Genomic DNA, 17,035 nt, shown 5'->3' with positions numbered 1-17,035 from the left:
GGTTTGCTCGATGAACGGCGCTTTTGTTCACGTGTGGACAAAAGCGCCGTTCATCGTTGGTGTCAGGCCCGCAGGGTCCACTTCTGGTTGGTGCCGCCGTGGCACGTCCACAGCTGGATCAGCGTGCCGTTCGCGGTTCCGTTCCCGCTGGCGTCGAGGCACAACCCGGACTGCCCGCCGGTGATGCTGCCGTCGGCGTTGACGTTCCACTGCTGGTTCAGGCCGCCGTGGCAGTCCCACAGGATCGCCGCGGTGCCGTTGGACGTTCCGTTGCCGCTGGCGTCGAGGCACTTGCCCCCGATGGTGAGCTGCTTGGCGGACGTGTGGTTCCAGCGCTGGCTCGTACCGCCGTTGCAGTCCCAGAGCCGTGCCTGGGTGTTGTTGTTGGTGTTGGCGACGTCCAGGCAACGGCTTGACTGAGTGCCGACGACCGTGACGTTCTCCCGGCCGCCGCCACCGGTGCCACCGGGTCCGGCGTTCGCCATCACGGCCTGGGCGCCGGCCGGCCAGTTGTTGTTGGAGACCACGGTGTTGTTGTTGACGACGTTGCCGCGGTCGCCGTTGTTCACGTTGCTGCTGCCGTTGGTCGACCAGTTGCCGGTGACGGTCCAGTTGCCCATGTTCTCGCCGCCGCCGTAGTTGGCGGTGGCCCACGTGCCGGTGGCGGAGAAGACGTTGCCGGTGGCGCGGTAGTACTTGGAGCCCTCGTCGAAGTAGAGGCCGAACCATCCGTTGGTGCGCAAGCAGTAGTTGCCGCTGATCTCCGCGTTCGGGTTCCATCCGAGCGTGTAGATGCAACCGCCGTCGGTCATCTGCTGCATGACGTCGTGGACGTAGTTGTTGAGCAGCTTGTTGTTGGACGCGGTGGTGGGCGTCGAGTAACGAGGCTGGTAGTTGTACAGCCCTCGGTTGGCGTAGTGGTTGCTGCCGCCCGCGTCGTTGGCGCCCCAGCCGTAGCCGAGGGACAGGCCGGAGTACGGCATGTTGTAGATCTCGTTGTGGGCCACGGTCGCGGTGCTGACGTAGGTGTTGAGCACCGAGACGTTGCCGCGGTACTCGATGCCGAGGTCGTGGATGCGGTTGTAGCTGACCGTGATGTCCCGGTTGACCATCCGCTGGTCGCTCGGGTGGTGTGCGTCGGCGCGCACGCCACCGACGATGACGCCGCCCGCCGAGTTCTGGTCGATCTCCGACCTGGTGATCGTGATACCGGACGCGCCGAGCCCGACACCGCTGGCGTGCGCGTTGGCGTCGTTGCCGATGCCGATCGCGGTCTGCCCGAGGTTGGTGAAACGGGAACCGGTGAAGGTGATGCCGCTGGCCGCGGAGATCTGGATGGCGGCGGGCATCTGGGACCAGTGCGGCCGGACCGCCTCGAACGCCGGGCAACCGCTCTTGCACGAGTTCAGCCGGTCGGCGGGCCAGTTCCAGTTGCCGGAGATGTAGGCACCGGTCTGCTGGTCGGCGAAGCCCTGGTTGCTGCTGGGGCCGAGCCACGACGTGCCGGTGAAGGTGATGCCGCTGAACGAGATGTCCCGCGCGGGCGCGTCGTAGGTGCCGCCGACGTTGACCAGCGACTGCAGCACCGGCAGCTCGACGCTGACGTTGCTCATGTTCTGCCCGGCGCGCGGGATGTAGTAGACCGCGCCCTGGCCGGGGTTGATGTACCACTCGCCCTGCGCGTCGAGGAACTCGTAGGCGTTCGCCAGGTAGAGCGGCCCGGCCCGGAACGGGTTGTTGAGAGCGTCGTAGCCGAACGTGTTGTTGTTCCACGCGGGCTGCTGCATCGTGAGGAAGTTGCCGCTGATGCTCTGCACCGGCGAGTAGCGGTCGGTGAACGAGTTGACGCTCTCGACCTCGACGCGGTTCTGGTTCGCCAGGTTGTTGAGGTAGTTCAGCGCGCTGTTCGAGAAGCGCATGCCGGTGTCGGTGAACGTGAAGTCGGAGCGGTTGACCTGCGTCCGCGCACGGGTGGCGATCGCCCCGTTCACGTACAGCTGGCGGCTGTCGACGCCGGTGCCGATGTTCGCCCGCCAGATGTTCTTCCCGGCGTCGGCGACCGACCACCCGGTGACCGCTCTGGCACCGCTGATGACCGGGCGCGCCGACGCGGCGGCCTGCCACAGCACGCGGTAGCCGTTGGTGCCGGAGTCCGCGGCCGTCAGCCGCAGCGGCTGGCTCAGCCGGTACACCCCGTCGGCGAGCTCCACGACGATGTCACCGGACATCGAACCGGTGAGCGACCGCACCGCCGCCTGCGCCGCCGGAAGCGAACACGGATCCGCGGTGGTGCACGTGGTTCCGGTGCCGGTGGGGGAGGCGTACAGCGTCGTGGTGGCCGCGGAGGCGGGAGGGGCGGTGGCGAGCGCGGCGATCACCACCGCTGTGGCGGCGACGGCGATCCGCCCGCGCACAGCGGAGAACGAGGACGTGGACAAGGGACCTCCTGGTGTGGCTGGATCACCCTCCCGTGGCGGCGGACTCGGGCAGCTCGGTATCCTTTGTGGACTGTCGGGGAGTTGTTGTGGCGTCAGAACTTCGCCACTGCGGCACCACGCGGCAGCGCGGCCGGGCACCCCGCGCCGTTCTGCCGTTCAGGTCAATCGGAACGTAACTCGTATGACGTGTGACGTCAATGGTGTTACGTATAATGTCGAGTCCGGTACAACAGGGCTGTGCAGCGCAACGGAGGCGACATGGCAGCGACGCGGTCAGAGCCCGCCGGCCCCGGCTGGACCAGGAGACCGGCGAACCTCGCGGCGGCGGTCACCGCGGAGCTCGTCGAGCGGGTCGTGCGCGGCACCTACCCGCCTGGCGCCACCCTGCCGCCCGAGCCGGTGCTCTGCGAGACGTTCTCGGTGAGCAGGACCGTGATCCGCGAGGCGGTGAAGGTGCTGCAGGAGAAAGGCCTGGTCCGGGTCCGCCAGGGCGCGGGCACGACGGTCACCCCGCGAACGCAGTGGAACATGCTCGACGAGCTCGTGCTCGGCGCCACGATCGCGCAGGACGAGACCCTCGCGATCCTCGACGACGTCGTCGTGACGAGGCGGTTGCTGGAGTCGGACATGGCCCAGGTGGCCGCGCGCACGGCCGATCAGGAGGCCCTGGACCGGCTGGCCGCGCTGGTGGACCGGATGGACGAGCTCGTCGACGACACCCGCAGCTACGAGGAGCACGACCGCCTGTTCCACGACGTGATCATGCAGGCGTCGGGCAACCGCATCGCCCGCGGCGTGATCAAGTCGCTGGAGAGCCAGGTGATCAACGCGGCCGGCTACCAGGGCCGCAGCGACCGCGACCTGTGCACGGCGTCCAACAAGGGGCACCGGCGCATCTGCGAACGCATCGCGGCCAGAGACCCGGACGGTGCGGCTGAAGCCATGTTCACCCACATCACCGAGGCGTGGCTGGTGCGCCGCGGTGAGGCGGGCGATCCGGGCCGCCTGGAACGGTAGCCCGCACGCCGGACGCCTCCCTTCCGCCGGGACCGTTCGGCAGCACGTGTGACCGCAGGTGTTTCGTGGAACCTCCGGCCAGGAGACCTGGGCCGGGGCCCGTACGGCAGCGGGAGGCGGATCTGTGATGGGACGAACGCGCGTGACACTGGCCGACGTCGCGGCGGCGAGCGGCGTCTCCGTCACGACGGCGTCGCTCGTCATGACAGGGCGTGCGCGGGAGCTGCGCATCTCCGAGGCGGCCGAGCGGAGGGTGCTCTCCACGGCGCAGGAGCTGGGCTACCGGCGCGGGACCGTGACGCAGAGCCCTGCGGAGGGGCTGTCGCGGACGATCGGGTTCGTGTCCGACACCGTCGCCTCGTCGGGCCTCGCGGGCGACATGGTCAAGGGCGCTGTCGACGCCGCCTACGCGCGCGGGTTCATGCTGTTCGTGGGGGAGTCCGGCGGCGACCCGGTGGTCGAGCGGGACCTCGTCGAGGCGATGCGGGACAGGCGGGCCGACGGCATCGTCTTCGCCGCCATGTACACGCGTGCGGTCGCGGTGCCGGACTGCCTGCACCACGGGCCCGCCGTGCTGCTCAACGCCGCGGCCGCGACGAGACGCGACACCCCGTCCGTCGTGTCCGACGAGGTGCGGGGCGGCAGGTCGGCGGCGCACGTCCTCGTCGACGCGGGGCACGACAGCGGTGTGCACCTGATCGGCGCGGGGCCAGGGCCGTACGACGTGCCGCCGAACAGCATCGCGGCCGTGGAGCGCCTGCTCGGCCTGCACGAGGTGTTCGGGTCGGCGGGCGTCGAGGTGGTCAGTGCGCACCGGTGTCCGAAGTGGACTCCGGAGTGCGGGTACGACGCCACCAGGGAGCTCCTGCGCCACCACCTGCCCAAGGCGCTGGTCTGCTTCAACGACCGCCTGGCGTTCGGGGCGTACCAGGCGCTGGGTGAGGCCGGGCTGTCGGTGCCCGGTGACGTGTCGGTGATCGGGTTCGACGACCACCCGATCGCCTCGTGGATGCGCCCGCGGCTCACCACCGTCGCCCTGCCGCACTACGAGCTCGGCGCGCGTGCGGTCGCGGTGCTGGTGGAGATGGTGGAACGGCGTGAACGCCGTGCTCGGGCACCGATGATCCACCGTGTGCCGATGCCGGTGCGAGAGGGTGCGTCGGTGGCTCCGCCGCACTGATGTTTGCGTTAACAGATCTTGTTGGCATCGAACGGAATTCGACAGTGTCGAACGCTGTTTGCTAAACGTTAACGCTCACAAGTTTAGCTTTGACCGAGTGTGACGGCCTCGTTACATTGCTGACAGACCACGTGTCCGGTTCCTCCCGGGAAGGCTCTGTCATGCCGAACCCGCTCAAGGCTCTGTGCGCCGCGCTGATCACCACCCTGCTGGCGGTCTCACCCGCTGTCGCCGATCAGTCCACTGTGGAGGCGGCCGACCCGGTGCGCGTGATGCCGCTGGGCGACTCGATCACCCAGGGCGGCTCGATCGGCGGCTACCGGCTCGATCTCGGCACGAAGCTGCGGGCCGCCGGGCGCAACGTCGACTTCGTCGGCTCGCTGGCGGACGGTCCCGGCTCGATGCCCGACCGCAACCACGAGGGCCACCCCGGCTGGACCATCGCGCAGATCGACGCGAACGTCGTCAACTGGCTGCGCACCTACACCCCGCGCACGATCCTGCTGCACATCGGCACCAACGACATGTACGGCAGCGACCCGGCCGGCGCACCGCGACGGTTGTCCGCGCTGGTGGACAAGATCACGAACCAGGCGCCGTCCGCCGAGGTGTTCGTCGCGACGATCATCCCGATCCGGTTCGCCGACGGCACCGTGCGCAACTTCAACGCCGCCATCGTGCCGTTGCTGCGGGCGAAAGCGGCGGCGGGCAAGCGGGTGCACGTGGTCGACATGTACCCGGCGGTGCCGATCTCCGATCTCCCCGACGGCATCCACCCCAACGCCGCGGGCTACAGCAAGATGGCCACGGTCTGGTACAACGCCCTCGCCTCGGTGCCCGGCAGCATCGGCGACCCGCAGCAGCCCGGTGGCACGTGCACGGCGACGTCGAAGATCGTCAGCACCTGGAGCGGAGGCTTCCAGGCCGAGGTCACCGTCGCCAACCCCACCGCGGCCGCGATCAACGGCTGGACGGTCCGGTTCACCCTGCCGGGCGGCCACGCGATCGGCCAGATCTGGGGCGGCACCGCCAGCGGGTCGGTCACGGTCACGAACGCCGCCTACAACGGCACGGTCGACCCCGGCGCCACCGCTACGTTCGGCTTCCTCGCCTCCGGTTCCGGTGCGCCGGCCGTCGGTGCCGCCACCTGCGCCAGTCCGTGACCCCTGCCTCCCTCCGACGACGAAGGGTGATCATGTTCCTCGCACGACTGTTCCGCTCCCGCCGTGTCCGGCTCACGGCCTTGGCGGCCGTGCCGATCGTCGCGATGTCCGCGCTCGCCGCCGTGACGGTGCCTCCCGCCGCGGCCGCACCGGGGTGCTCGGTGACCTACTCCGCACCGTCGCAATGGGACGGTGGGTTCACCGCCGGCGTCGTCGTCACCAACCTCGGTGACGCCGTCAACGGCTGGACGCTGACCTGGAGCTTCGGTGCCGGCCAGCAGGTGAAGCAGGCCTGGAACGCCGAGGTGACCCAGTCGGGCAGCGAGGTCACCGCCCGCAACGTCTCGTACAACCCGGCGATCCCGACGGGCGGCCGGGTCGAGTTCGGGTTCAACGGTTCCTCCACCGGCACGACCAACCCGAACCCCACTGCGTTCACCCTCAACGGCACGCTGTGCACCGGAGACGTCGGCCCGACCACCACGACCACGACCACGACCACCACGACGACGACAACGGACAACCCGCCGGTGGGCAACCTGCCGTCGAGCTTCCGCTGGTCGTCGAGCGGTGCGTTGATCAGTCCGAAGCCGGACAGCGCGCACCCGACCGTGTACTCGGTCAAGGACCCGAGCGTGGTGTACTACAACGGCAAGTACCACGTGTTCGCCTCGGTGTACACCAACGGCTACAACCTGATGTACACGAGCTTCAGCGACTGGTCGCAGGCCGCCTCGGCGCCGCACTACTACCTCGATCGCACACCGGTCGGCAGTGGCTACAAGGCCGCACCGCACGTGTTCTACTTCGCGCCACAACGTCTCTGGTACCTCGTCTACCAGACGGGCTCGAACGCGTCGTACTCCACGACCACGGACATCTCGAACCCGTCGTCGTGGTCGGCACCGAAGAACTTCTACGCCAACGGCATGCCGCAGATCATCCGCGACAACATCGGCAACGGCTACTGGGTCGACTTCTGGCTGGTGTGCGACACCGCCAAGTGCTACCTGTTCTCGTCCGACGACAACGGTCACCTCTACCGCTCCGAGACGACGATGGCCCAGTTCCCCAACGGGTTCACCAACACCGTCATCGCGTTGCAGGACTCGAACAAGAACAGGTTGTTCGAGGCCTCCAACGTCTACAAGGTGGCGGGCAAGAACCAGTGGCTGCTGGTGCACGAGGCCATCGGGTCCGACGGCAGGCGCTGGTTCCGCACCTGGACCGCGCCCGCGATCACCGGCCCGTGGACCGCACTGGCCGCAGAGGAGTCCAACCCGTTCGCCAGGAGCAACAACGTCACGTTCCCGAGTGGACAGTGGACGCGCGACATCAGCCACGGCGAGATGATCCGCGCCGGCGTGGACCAGACGATGGAGATCAACCCCTGCCAGCTCAAGTTCCTCTACCAGGGCATGGATCCGGGCGCGGGTGGTGAGTACAACCACTGGCCCTGGCGTCTGGGCCTGCTGACGCAGACCAACTCGACCTGCTGACACCCCAGGACCGACGCCGCCGGAAACCCGCACCGGCGGCGTCTCCCTGCTTCGAGAAAGGGGCGATGATGCCCAGGAGACTGCCGCACCTCGTTGCCGCGGCGCTGACAGCACTCGCGACGATCACCGCACCCGCCGCGTCCGCGGGCACCGGACTGGTCGCCGACGCCGCGTCCGCCGCGGGTACGGGGGTCGACGCCGCGTCCGCGGCCCGCGCCGCCCGTTCCGCGGCCGCCACCGACGCCGGGCACGTCACCCCGGCCGCACCCGGCAGCCCCGCGCTGACCCCGCCTCTCGGCTGGAACAGCTGGAACAGCTTCGGCTGCGGCATCACCGAGGCCCAGGTCCGCCAGGCCGCCGACACGATGGTCTCGTCCGGCATGCGCGACGCCGGCTACCAGTACGTGGTCGTCGACGACTGCTGGTTCGACCCGCAGCGCGACGGCCAGGGCAACCTCCGCGCGCACCCCACGAAGTTCTCCAGCGGCATGAAGGCGCTCGGCGACTACATCCACGCGCGTGGCCTCAAGTTCGGCATCTACCAGGCGCCGAACGAGAAGACGTGCGCCCAGGGCACCGGCGCGTTCCCCGGCGCGACCGGCAGCAAGGGGCACGAGGTCCAGGACGCCCGCACGTTCGCGTCGTGGGGCGTCGACTACCTCAAGTACGACTGGTGCTCGGGTGCCGGCACCCGCGACGAGCAGATCGCCCGGTTCACGATCATGCGGGACGCGTTGCGCGGCACCGGACGTCCGATCGTCTACAGCATCAACTCCAACAGCTTCCACAGCCCGACCGGCGACAAGTACAACTGGGGCGAGGTCGCCGACCTGTGGCGCACCACCGAGGACCTGCTCGACATCTGGCAGAACAACAACGTCAACAGCTACCCGATGGGCGTGGGCAACGTCCTCGACATCACCGCCCCGCTCGCCGTCCAGGCAGGCCCCGGCCACTGGAACGACCCGGACATGCTGGTCGTCGGACGGCCAGGACTCTCCCTCACCGAGTCCCGCTCGCACTTCACGCTGTGGTCGCTGATGGCCGCGCCCCTGATGGCGGGCAACGACATCCGCACCATGTCGGCCGACGTGAGCGCGATCCTGCGCAACTCGCGGCTGATCGCGGTGAACCAGGACGCTCTGGGCGCCGGTGGCCGGCGAGTGCGTGACGACGGCGCCACCGAGGTGTTCGTCAAGCCGCTGTCGGACGGCACGGTCGCCGTCGGCCTGTTCAACCGGGGGAGCGGCACGACGACGATCAGCACCACGGCCGCCCAGATCGGCGTGTCCGGCACGAACCTGACGCTGACCGACCTGTGGACCGGCGGCACGTCGGCGAGCTCGGGTGCGATCTCCGCTTCGGTCCCCGCGCACGGTGTCGTCGCCTTCAAGGTCACCGGCGGCAGCCCGATCCAGGCCACCACCTCGCGGCTGCGCGGAGCGGCTTCGAACCGCTGCCTCGACGTCGAGAACTCCTCCACCGCCGCCGGGGCGAACACCGTGATCCAGGACTGCCTCACCCCCGCGAGCCAGCAGTGGACCAGCTGGCCGAACGGTGAGGTCCGCGTGTTCGGCGACAAGTGCCTCGACGCCTACAACCAGGGCACCGCCAACGGCACGCGCGTGATCATCTGGTCGTGCAACGGCCAGGCGAACCAGCGCTGGACGCTGGGATCCGACGGATCACTGCGCAACGCCAACGCGGGCCTGTGCCTGGACGTAGAACGGTCGGGCACGACGAACGGATCTCGGCTCGTGCTGTGGACCTGCAACGGTCAGACCAACCAGAGGTGGTCACGATCATGAGGCGCGCACCCGTCGCGGCGACGCTCGCCGCACTCACCCTCGTAGCAGGAGGACTGGCCGCGAGCACGGCCGCGCAGGCCGCTCCCGGCTGCTCGGTCACCTACACCAAGACCTCCGAGTGGCAGGGCGGCTTCGGCGCGTCCGTGTCCATCACGAACACCGGTGACGCGATCAACGGCTGGACGCTCGAGTGGACCTACGCCTCTGGCCAGCAGGTCGGACAGCACTGGAACGCCGAGATCACGCAGAGCGGCGGCGAGGTGAAAGCGCGCAACGTCTCCCACAACGCGGCGATCCCGGCCGGCGGCAAGGCCGAGTTCGGCTTCAACGGCACGTTCACCTCGGCCAACCCCGACCCGACGTCGTTCCGGCTCAACGGTGTCACCTGCAACGACACCGGAACTCCCACGACGACGACCACCACCACTACCACCACGACCACGCCGCCACAGGCCACCACGTTCAAGAACCCGGTGATGTGGCAGGACTTCGCGGACGGCGACATCATCCGCGTGGGCGACACGTACTACTACTCGGCCTCGACCATGCACTACTCGCCGGGCGCGCCGGTCCTGCGTTCCTACGACCTGGTGAACTGGGAGTACGCCGGACACTCGGTGCCGCGACTGGACTTCGGCGCCAAGTACGACCTCAACGGCGGCAGGGGCTACGTGCGCGGCATCTGGGCGTCGTTCCTCAACCACCGCAAGAGCAACAACACGTTCTACTGGGGTGGGTGCATCGACTTCGCCCAGACCCACATCTACACGGCCGCCGCGGTCGACGGGCAGTGGTCGAAGCTGTCCACCATCAACAAGTGCTACTACGACGCCGGGATGCTGGTCGACGACAACGACACGATGTACGTCGCGTACGGCAACACCCAGATCAGCGTCGCGCAGCTCTCGGCGGACGGGAAGTCCGAGGTGCGGTCGCAGCAGGTGTTCCAGACGCCCTCCAACATCGGAACCCTGGAAGGCGCCAGGTTCTACAAGCGCAACGGCAGCTACTACATCTGGCTGACCAGGCCCGCGAACGGCCAGTACGTGCTCAAGGCGTCGAGCCCGTTCGGCCCGTACACCGTCCAGCAGGTGCTGCTGAACATGCCGTCTCCGGTGCAGGGCGCGGGAGTGCCGCACCAGGGCGGCCTGGTGCAGACGCAGAACGGCGACTGGTACTACATGGCGTTCATCGACGCCTACCCGGGCGGCCGCATGCCGGTGCTCGCGCCGATCACCTGGACCGCCGACGGCTGGCCGCGCATCACCACCGTCAACGGAGGCTGGGGCGCGACCTACCCGATGCCGAACCTGCCGGCCCCGCCACGCCAGGTCAAACCCATGACAGGGGTGGACACGTTCCAGGGCACGCAACTGGGGCCGCAGTGGGAGTGGAACCACAACCCGGACACCACGAAGTACAGCGTCAACAACGGCCTGCGGTTGTCCACCGCCACCGTGACCAATGACCTGTACAACGCCCGCAACACGTTGACCCACCGGATCCAGGGACCGTCGTCCACCGGCACCGTCACGCTCGACCTCACGTCGATGCGCGACGGCGACCGCACCGGACTCGCGATGCTGCGCGACTCGTCGGCGTGGATCGGGATCAAGCGGGACAACGGCCGCAACCGGGTCGTCATGGTCAACGGGCTGACCATGGACGGCAACTGGAACACCACCGGCACCGGCACGGAGATCGCGAGCGCGAACTTCACCGGCACCCGGATCTGGTTGCGCGCCAACGCGGACATCCGGCCGGGGAGTGGCAGGCAGGCCCGGTTCTCCTACAGCACGGACGGGGTGACGTTCACGCCGCTCGGGACGGCCTTCACGTTGAAGAGCGAGTGGCAGTTCTTCATGGGGTACCGGTTCGGCATCTTCAACCACGCCACGCAGGCGCTGGGCGGAGCGGTGAACGTGCAGCGGTTCGAGCTGTCGACCCCGTGAGATGCGGCGGATCCCGCACCGGATCGCCGGTGCGGGATCCGCACGTGAGGCGCCGCGGATCCCGCACCAGCGGCCGGTGCGGGATCCACGACAAGCGCGCGGTCAGCTGTAGAACATCCGGCAGTTCTGCCGCCGGATCTTCTGCGGCGCCACGCTCTCCAGGGTCGGCACCACCGGCGCGATTGTGCCGTCGCGGTTGAACCTCATCCGGTCGATCGTGGTCTCGCGGTGCGTCCCGTCCCCGCCGGGGATGGCGAAGCGGTGGTACACCAGGTACCAGTCGTCGGTGCCGGGCACGCGCAGCATCGAGCTGTGACCGGTGCCGAGAACGCCCAGTTTCGGGTCCTTCTGGAGGATCAGGCCGCGGTTGGTGAACGGGCCGAGCGGGCTCGTGGCAGTCGCGTACCCGACGCGGTAGTTCTCGCTGCGGGTGTCGTCGATCGACCAGCTCAGGTAGTACGTGCCCTGGCGCTCCACCATGAACAGGCCCTCGCGGAACTCGTCCAGGCCGTTCAGCCGCGTGATCTTCGTGGCGTCGTACGAGACCATGTCCGCGTTCAGCGGCACCACGTAGGCCTCGCCGTTGCCCCAGTACAGGTACGCCTGGCCGGACTTGTCGACGAACACCGCCGGGTCGATCGCCTGGCCACCGCCGGGGTTGCGGGCGATCAGCGGCTTGCCCGAGTCGACGAACGGGCCCGCCGGCTTGTCGGACACCGCGACACCGATCTTCGCGTCGGCGCAGAAGTAGAAGTAGTACTTACCGCCCCGCTCGACGATCGTGGGCGCCCAGGCCCGGCTGTCCGCCCAGCTGACGTCCGGGCCGAGGTCGAGGATCACGCCCTCGTCCTTCCAGTCGACGAGGTTCTTCGACGACCAGGCGGAGAACTTGGTGCCGCTCCAGCCGTCGAACCCGTCGGTGGTCGCGTAGATGTAGTACGTGTCGCCGAACGCGATGATGTTCGGGTCCGCGTTCAGGCCCGGCAGCACCGGGCTGCGCATCTCGTGGGCCTCGACCGTCCACTCACGACGGTCACCGGACGCGTTGGTGACCGTGAACTTCTTCGGCTTGCGCAGGTCGACGGTTCCGGACGGGGTGATCTTCGCGCCAGGAGCGAGACCGAACTGCGGGGCGAGCCGGCGCAGGTCCGTACCGGGCTTGACCGGCAGCACCACGGTGTTCGCCGCCGAGTCGATGATCGCCGGCGCCTTCAAGGACGCGAGCGTGACCGAGGTGATCACCGTGCTGTTCGACGGCAGGCCGGCGACCTCCGCACCAGACAGGGCGCGGTTGTAGAGCCGGACGTCCTTCATCTTGCCGAGGAGGTTCCTGTCCGCGGCGTAGACCGAGCGGCCCAGGTAGTTCGCCGCCGTCACGCCACCGCCGATGTCCGACGGCTTGGTCGTCACGTTCGCGTTGCGCGCGACCTCGACGCCGTCCAGGTACAGCACCTCGACGCCGTTGCCGACGGTCAGGGTGACGTTCTTCCAGACACCGCGCGGCAACGCCTTGCCCGAGTTCACGCCCTGCTCGGTCGACCAGTTCCCGGTCGCGATCGCGCCGCGGTACGTGTCACCGGTGCTGAACAGGTAGCCCTTGCCGGCCCCGTCGGGCGCGGTGTTGCCGAACCCGTAGAGGAAGTACGGCGTCTGCTGGCCCGGATCGATCCACACGTCGGCGGACACGGTGGCCGCCGCGGCGCCCGTCAGCATGTTGTTCGGCAGCTGGACGTGCCCGCCGTTCAGCGACAACGCCCCACCGGACCACGACGTCTTGCCTGCCAGCACGCCGTCGTAGCCGTGCCCGGTGGCGTCGGCCGCGACCGACCCGGAGCCGGCGTTGAGCGGCCAGTGCGCGACGAGGCCCTTGGCGTCGGCCTTGACCGGCGCCGGTGCAGCGGTGAGACGGGTGAGCTCGGCCTGCGTCACCGGGAGAACCGTGCCGTGCCGCGGCGAGGCGGGCAGCTTGGCGCCGGTCGACATCGTCCACTTGCCGGAGGCGAGGTCGGTGGTCTCGAACGGCACGTAGCCGCGGCCGCCGAACTCGTCGATGAACAGGTACCACTTGTTCTCGGTGTTGGACTTGAACCCGGTCGGGCCCTCACCGGCGGAGAGGCCGGGGCTGGTCGCGGTGGCCTTGCCGATGCACTCCGCGACGAAGTCGTACTTCGGGTTGAGCAGGTCGGTCGACTTCTCCGCGGTGATGAACTTGCTGCACGGCGTGGTCGACGTGTTGTTCCGCTCGTCCTTGGTGTACCGGTAGAACGTGCCGTTGTCCTCGATGACCGTCGAGTCGATCACGGAGTAGCCCGGGTCGATCCACACCTTCGCCGGGCTGAACGTGACGAAGTCGCGCGTGGTCGAGTACATCATCCGGTTGTAGGAGTCGCCCGTGTGGCCGGGATCGTTCTCCGCGAACAGCTTCGAGGCCCAGTAGACGACGTAGGTGCCGCGCTTGGCGTCCCAGTGCGCCTCGGGGGCCCACGTGTTGCCCGCGGTCGGCGGGGACACCTCGACGCTGCGCTGGCGCGACCAGTTCCGCAGGTCCGTCGACTCCCACACCATGATCGACCGGCTGCCGTGGCGCTGCGCCGCGTCCCAGCCGTTGCCGCCGTTGATCTTCAGATCCGTGGCCAGCAGGTAGAACTTGTCGCCCTCGGGGGAGCGCAGGATGAACGGGTCGCGCACGCCCAGCTCGCCGAGGCTCGACTTGAGGATCGGCTGGCCGTTGTTGAGCTCGGTGAACTGCAACGGGTTGTTGCCGTTGCTGGCGGCGGCGTAGATCTGCTCGCCGTTCGGGCTGCCCTCACCGGTGAAGTAGAAGAAGCCGTAGCCGGCCAGTGGTTCCTTGGCTGGCAGCGGGAGCACGGTCGCGGTGAGCGAGCGGGAGGTGCTCTGCTTGCCGCTGCTGACCTTCGCCGTGAGCACGACCTTGGCGGCCTTGCCGCCCGCGGGCGGACGACTCACCTCTCCGGTCGGCGTGATCACCTTGCGGTTGGACGAGGTCCACGTGACGGTTGTGCCGTTCTCACCGGCGGTCGGCAGGGTCAGGTTCCCGCGGACCTCGTCGAGGTTCGGCACGGACAACGCGTTCGCCGCGATGCGCAGCGGTGACTCGGCCGCGGAGGCCGCGTTGGTGGCAGGGATGGTCACCAACGCGGCCGTCACGGCGACAACGACGCCGAAATGGCGCAGGGATAACAACATCGTTGTTGTTGCCTTCCGGATTTTGTTGTGTGGAGCAGAACTGTCAGGCGCGTCGCTTGGTCCAGACGTCGTAGGCGACGGCCGCGAGCAGGACGAGTCCCTTGACGAGCATCACGCGTTCGCTGGGAGCGCCGATGAGGGACATGCCGTTGTTGATCACGCCCATCATCAGGCCGCCGGTGATGGCGCCGACGACCTTGCCGACACCACCCTGCACGGCGGCACCGCCGATGAACGCCGCGGCGATGGCGTCGAGCTCGAACGCCGTGCCCGCGGTCGGGCCGGCCTGGTTGAGCCGTCCCGCGAAGATGACACCGGCGAGCGCGGCCAGCGCGCCCATGTTGACGAACACCCAGAACGTGACGGCCTTGACCTTCACGCCGGACAGCGTGGCGGCCTGCAGGTTGCCGCCGATCGAGTAGATGTGCCGTCCGAACACGGAGTTGTTCGCCATCAACGAGTAGCCGAGCGCGAGCGCCGCGAGCAGCACCAGCACCCACGGCAGGTTGCGGAACCGGGCGAGCTGCACCACGACCGCCATCACGACGACCGCGACACCCACGAGCTTGAGCACGAACACCGGCATCGGGTCCACGGTCTGGCCGTAGCCGAGCCGGGCCGCGCGCTTGCGCCACTGCGACAACGCGAACCCGGCCACGCAGGCGAGACCGGCGAGCAGGCTCACCAGGTCGGCGCCGCCGAGCGGGCCGAGGGCGACGTTGCCGAGGTAGCCACCGGTGAAGCCGTTGGCCAGCGAGCGGATCTCGTCGGGGAACGGGCCGATGCCCTGGTTGCCGAGCGTGGTCAGGGTCAGCGCGCGGAACACGAGCATGCCGGCCAGGGTGACGATGAACGCCGGAATGCCGAAGTAGGCGATCCAGTAGCCCTGCGCCGCACCGATGAGCGCGCCCGAGAGCAGCGTCAGCAGCACCGCCACCGGCCACGGGAGTCCCCACTGGACGGTCAGCACCGCGCAGATCGCACCCGTGAGCGCCACCGTCGAGCCGACCGAGAGGTCGATGTGCCCGCCGATGATCACCAGGATCATGCCGATCGCCAGGATCAGCACGTACGAGTTCTGCACGATGATGTTCGAGATGTTCTGCGGCTGCAGCAGGGCGCCGTCGGTCAGCACCGTGAACAGCACGATGATCAGCGCGAACGCGACGTAGATGCCCGACTGCCGCAGGTTGATCGAGAGGCGGCTGGACGGCGTCGCCGGTGCGGCGACCGTCTGCGGCGCGGTCTTCGTGGTCATGAGTTCTGTCCTCGTGTCATGTACTGCATCAGGCGTTCCTGCGTGGCCTCTTCGCGGCTGACCTCACCGGTGATGCGGCCTTCCGACAGCGCGTAGACGCGGTCGCACAGGCCCAGCAGCTCCGGCAGCTCCGACGAGATCACCAGCACGGCCCTGCCCTGTGCGGCGAGGTCGTTGATGATCGAGTAGATCTCGTACTTCGCACCGACGTCGATGCCGCGCGTGGGCTCGTCGAGGATCAGCACGTCCGGGTCGGTGAACATCCACTTCGCCAGCACGACCTTCTGCTGGTTGCCACCGGACAGCGTGCCGGTCGGCGTCGACACGGCGGCCGTCCTGATGCCCATGGACTTCCGGAACCGTTCCGCGACCGTGTACTCCTCGTTCTCGTTCACCCACCCACGGGTCGCGAGCTTCTCCAGCGCGGCGGCGGAGACGTTGCGCTGCACGCCCTCGATCAGGTTGAGCCCGTACCGCTTGCGGTCCTCGCTGACGTACGCGAGCCCGTTGCGGATCGCCGCCTGCACGGTGCGGGTGTCGATCTCCTGGCCGTCCTTGACGACCCGGCCGGAGATGCCGACGCCGTAGGTGCGGCCGAACACGCTCATCGCGAGCTCGGTGCGACCGGCGCCCATCAGTCCGGCGAGACCGACGATCTCACCGCGCCGCACCGACAACGTGGCGTTGTCGACGACCACCCGATCCGGCTGGGCGGGGCTGTGCACCGTCCAGTCCTCGATGCGCAGCACCTCCTCGCCGATGTCGGGCGTGCGGGGAGGGAACCGGTGCTCGAGGTCGCGGCCGACCATGCCCGCGATGATCCGCTCTTCGCTGAGGCCCTCGGCCGGCAGCGTCTCGATGGTCTTGCCGTCGCGCAGCACCGTGACGGTGTCGGCGATCCTGGTGACCTCGCCCAGCTTGTGCGAGATGATCACGGAGGTGATGCCCTCGTCGCGCAGGCCGTCGAGCAGGTCCAGCAGGTGCTGCGAGTCGTCGTCGTTCAACGCCGCCGTCGGTTCGTCCAGGATCAGCAGTTTGACCTCTTTGGACAGTGCCTTGGCGATCTCGACCAGCTGCTGCTTGCCGACACCCAGGTCGTTGACCGGAGTCGTCGGGTTCTCCCGGAGCCCCACGCGGTCGAGCAGTGCCTGCGCCTCGTGGTTGGTGCGGTTCCAGTCGATGAACCCGCGCCGCGCTCTTTCGTTGCCCAGGAACAGGTTCTCCGCCACGGAGAGCTGGCCGCACAGCGCCAGCTCCTGGTGGATGATCACGATGCCGCGGCGCTCGCTGTCCCGCACACCGTTGAACGCGCACGGCTCGCCCTCGAAGAGGATCTCGCCGTCGTACGAGCCGTCCGGGTGCACCCCGGACAGCACCTTCATCAGCGTGGACTTGCCGGCGCCGTTCTCTCCGCAGATCGCGTGGATCTCACCGCGCCGCACGCTCAACGAGACGTCGTGCAGCGCGGTGACCCCTGCGAACCTCTTGGTGATGCCGCGCATCACCAGGATTT

General features: G+C 68.5%; 10 protein-coding genes. 6 read left to right on the top strand and 4 right to left on the bottom strand.

Features of this window, described 5'->3' with window-relative positions; genetic code table 11:
- Positions 1–62 precede the first annotated feature (62 nt).
- Positions 63–2,438 (bottom strand): ricin-type beta-trefoil lectin domain protein, encoded by a 2,376-nt coding sequence (locus tag AOM45_RS15280; RefSeq protein ID WP_030468585.1) that lies wholly within the window; start codon positions 2,436–2,438, stop codon positions 63–65.
- A gap of 258 nt (positions 2,439–2,696) precedes the next feature.
- Here AOM45_RS15280 and AOM45_RS15275 point away from each other — a divergent pair, with 258 nt between their 5' ends.
- From AOM45_RS15275 to AOM45_RS15250, 6 genes are all read left to right on the top strand, one after another.
- Positions 2,697–3,455: a FadR/GntR family transcriptional regulator gene (locus AOM45_RS15275; RefSeq protein ID WP_030468586.1), complete on the top strand. Its 759-nt coding sequence runs from the start codon at positions 2,697–2,699 to the stop codon at positions 3,453–3,455.
- A gap of 127 nt (positions 3,456–3,582) precedes the next feature.
- Positions 3,583–4,635, top strand: a complete 1,053-nt coding sequence (locus tag AOM45_RS15270; RefSeq protein ID WP_030468587.1) for a LacI family DNA-binding transcriptional regulator — start codon at positions 3,583–3,585, stop codon at positions 4,633–4,635.
- 161 nt (positions 4,636–4,796) lie between these two features.
- Positions 4,797–5,798 (top strand): cellulose binding domain-containing protein, encoded by a 1,002-nt coding sequence (locus tag AOM45_RS15265; RefSeq protein WP_030468588.1) that lies wholly within the window; start codon positions 4,797–4,799, stop codon positions 5,796–5,798.
- 32 nt (positions 5,799–5,830) lie between these two features.
- On the top strand, positions 5,831–7,297 hold the full coding sequence (locus AOM45_RS15260; RefSeq protein WP_081902226.1) for a glycoside hydrolase family 62 protein: 1,467 nt from the start codon (positions 5,831–5,833) through the stop codon (positions 7,295–7,297).
- A 68-nt stretch (positions 7,298–7,365) separates the two neighbouring features.
- On the top strand, positions 7,366–9,105 hold the full coding sequence (locus tag AOM45_RS15255; protein ID WP_030468590.1) for a glycoside hydrolase family 27 protein: 1,740 nt from the start codon (positions 7,366–7,368) through the stop codon (positions 9,103–9,105).
- A complete protein-coding gene (locus AOM45_RS15250; RefSeq protein WP_030468591.1) occupies positions 9,102–11,057 on the top strand; it encodes a family 43 glycosylhydrolase in 1,956 nt (651 codons plus the stop codon). Before AOM45_RS15255 ends, AOM45_RS15250 begins: the two co-directional genes overlap by 4 nt.
- A gap of 102 nt (positions 11,058–11,159) precedes the next feature.
- Here AOM45_RS15250 and AOM45_RS15245 read toward each other — a convergent pair whose 3' ends face one another.
- Genes AOM45_RS15245 through mmsA form a run of 3 tightly spaced genes read right to left on the bottom strand, consistent with a single transcriptional unit; the run spans position 11,160 to position 17,024 of the window.
- Entirely contained in the window at positions 11,160–14,264 is a 3,105-nt protein-coding gene (locus tag AOM45_RS15245; RefSeq protein ID WP_030468592.1) for a family 43 glycosylhydrolase, read from the bottom strand.
- A gap of 43 nt (positions 14,265–14,307) precedes the next feature.
- Positions 14,308–15,522 carry a multiple monosaccharide ABC transporter permease gene (gene mmsB / locus AOM45_RS15240; RefSeq protein ID WP_030468593.1) on the bottom strand — a complete coding sequence of 405 codons (1,215 nt, stop codon included), beginning with the start codon at positions 15,520–15,522 and terminating at the stop codon, positions 14,308–14,310.
- Entirely contained in the window at positions 15,519–17,024 is a 1,506-nt protein-coding gene (gene mmsA / locus AOM45_RS15235; protein ID WP_035910767.1) for a multiple monosaccharide ABC transporter ATP-binding protein, read from the bottom strand. Before mmsA ends, mmsB begins: the two co-directional genes overlap by 4 nt.
- Between the last annotated feature and the right edge of the window lie 11 nt (positions 17,025–17,035).

The sequence above is a fragment of the Lentzea aerocolonigenes genome, assembly GCF_000974445.1.
GTDB lineage: Bacteria > Actinomycetota > Actinomycetes > Mycobacteriales > Pseudonocardiaceae > Lentzea > Lentzea aerocolonigenes.
The sequence above is the reverse complement of the archived record's forward strand: the minus strand, read 5'-3'. Positions and strand labels throughout refer to the sequence as shown.